Origin of the sequence: Microbacterium sp. B24, from assembly GCF_000333415.1 — a bacterium.
GTDB lineage: Bacteria > Actinomycetota > Actinomycetes > Actinomycetales > Microbacteriaceae > Microbacterium.
In genome coordinates, this window is sequence record NZ_BADB01000096.1 from 1 (window position 1) to 2,374 (window position 2,374).

Annotated in this window: 2 protein-coding genes; both read right to left on the reverse strand. The window is 68.4% G+C overall.

All coding sequences use genetic code 11. The features are described 5' to 3' along the window. Positions 1-18: 18 nt before the first annotated feature. On the reverse strand, positions 19-1,401 hold the full coding sequence (locus I5I_RS02160) for an MFS transporter (RefSeq protein ID WP_036315951.1): 1,383 nt from the start codon (positions 1,399-1,401) through the stop codon (positions 19-21). A gap of 139 nt (positions 1,402-1,540) precedes the next feature. After that, on the reverse strand, positions 1,541-2,197 hold the full coding sequence (locus I5I_RS02165) for a response regulator (protein ID WP_036315954.1): 657 nt from the start codon (positions 2,195-2,197) through the stop codon (positions 1,541-1,543). Positions 2,198-2,374 lie beyond the last annotated feature (177 nt).

The window sequence follows — 2,374 nt, forward strand, 5'->3', positions numbered from 1 at the left end:
CCCTCCCNTTTTACGTGCTCAGCGCGTGGGCTGCACCCGCACCGTGCCCGTCTCGGCGACCAGGCGTTCGCGATCCACGCGGTCGAGATCGTGCAGGGAGCTGCCCTTGGTCTCGCGCATCGAGACGACGGCGATCAAGGTGATGGCGGCGGCGACCGCCAGATACAGCGCGACGGGGATGTAACTGCCCGAGGCCGACAGCAGCGCTGTCGCGATGATCGGCGCGAGTGAGCCGGCGACGATGGACGTCACCTGGTAGCCGAGCGAGACGCCCGAGTAGCGCATGCGCGTCGGGAACATCTCCGACATGATCGCCGGCTGGGGTGCGTACATGAACGAGTGGATCACCAGGCCCAGGCAGATCGCCAGGATGATGATCGCGGGCTCTTTCGTGTTGAACATGGGGAAGGCGATGAAGCCCCACGCCGCTGCTCCGACCGTGCCGATCGCGTACACCGGCTTTCGGCCGATGCGGTCGGCGAGAGCCCCGACCAGCGGGATGACGATCATGTGGACGATGTGCGCGATCACCAGCATGCCGAGGATCTCGGCGGTGTTCACGTCCAACGCGATCTTCAGGTACGTGATCGAGAAGGTGACCACGAGGTAGTACATGATGTTCTCCGCGAAGCGCAGACCCATCGCGGTGAGCACGCCGCGCGGGTAGCGGCGGACGACCTCGAACACGCCGTAGCGATCGTGCTTCTGCTCCTCCGCCTCTTTCTGCGCCTCCAGGAAGATCGGCGCATCGCTGATCTTGGTGCGGATGTAGTAGCCGATCGCCACGATCACCACCGACAGCCAGAAGCCGACGCGCCAGCCCCAGGCGAGGAACGCCTCGGCGGAGAGGGTGCGGCTGAGCACGAGCAGCACGACAGTCGCGACGAGGTTGCCGATCGGCACGGCCGCCTGGGGAAACGATGCCCAGAAGCCGCGGGTCCTGTCGGGGGAGTGCTCGGCCACCAGCAGCACGCCGCCGCCCCATTCGCCACCGACGGCGAAGCCCTGGGCGAAGCGCAGCAGCACCAGCAGCGCCGGTGCCCAGTAGCCCACCTGCTGGAAGGTCGGCAGGCACCCCATGAGGAAGGTCGCCACCCCGACGAGGACGATGGCCAGCTGCAGCAGCTTCTTGCGACCGTACTTGTCGCCGAAGTGACCGAAGACGATGCCGCCGAGGGGGCGGGCGACGAACCCGACCGCATACGTGACGAATGCCGCGATGATGCCCGCATACGGATCGTCGGACGGCGGGAACATGATCAGGTTGAACACGAGCGTGGCCGCGGTGGCGTAGAGGAAGAACTCGTACCACTCGACGATCGTGCCGGCCATCGAGGCGCTGACGACGCGGCGGAGACCGGACTGCGGGGGCGTGCGGTGCGAAGCGGTCGCTGAAACCATGCGCTGATACCTCCTTGTAGAGCGCGATGCGACGAGAGATGCCGCGCCGTGGACGCTACCTGAAAAGTGATTCAGGTACAAGGTTCAGCGCTGCACAGTGCCTGTGCACGCGTGCACCGACGGGCGCACGCAGGCTCCGCTATGCGCGTCGACGCACGTACCGGTGCTCGGGGCGCCCCGTGGTGCCGTAGCGCAAACGCACGTCCACGATCCCGCGGGTCGCCAACGTCGCGAGGTGGCGCTGCGCAGTGGCGCGCGAGACTCCCGCCCGGTCGGCGATCTCCGCCGCCGAGGACTCGTCGTCGCCGAGCGCGCCCAGGATCACCCGCTCGGTCGCCGATCGTGACACTGACGACGTGTCGCCGCCCGCGTGCAGGATGCCGAGCGCTCGATCGATCTCGTCCTGCGACACGCTGCGCTCCTCGTCGAGCACGTTGCGAAAGCGCGCGTAGCGATCGAGGACCTCCACGAGGGCGCGCCGCTCGAACGGCTTCACGAGGTAGCCGAGCGCTCCGGCGCGCAGGGCGCGGCGCACCGTCAGCGCGTCGGTCGCGGCCGAGAGTACGAAGGCGTCGATCGGGTTCTCGCGGACGAATGCGATCCCGTCGCCGTCGGGCAGGTACGCGTCGACGAGCAGAAGATCGGGGCGTTCTGTGCGGACGGCGGCGGTCGCGTCGGCCAGCGTGCGCACCGGTGCGAGGGCGTGGTAGCCGGGGCGCTCGGCCACGATCTCGCGATGCAGCCCGGCGACGCGGAAGTCGTCGTCGACGACGAGGACGCGAAGGGGAGTGGTCATGAGGGGGGATCCCTTCGGTCGATGAATCGATCGGGTACGGGCCCGGCGTCGGAGGAGCCACCACCGAGGGCATCTCCCAGAACGCCGCACAACCGGGCACCGAACACCGCCCCGTGAGCGCGGACGTCCCCGCGGCCTCGATGAGCCAGACGTCGCCCCCACGGCGGCGCGCCAGCT

Bases quoted from the DNA above. Each gene is read 5' to 3' on its own strand.
- I5I_RS02160 (WP_036315951.1), bottom strand. From the start codon at position 1,401: ATGGTTTCAGCGACCGCTTCGCACCGCACGCCCCCGCAGTCCGGTCTC.
- I5I_RS02165 (WP_036315954.1), bottom strand. From the start codon at position 2,197: ATGACCACTCCCCTTCGCGTCCTCGTCGTCGACGACGACTTCCGCGTC.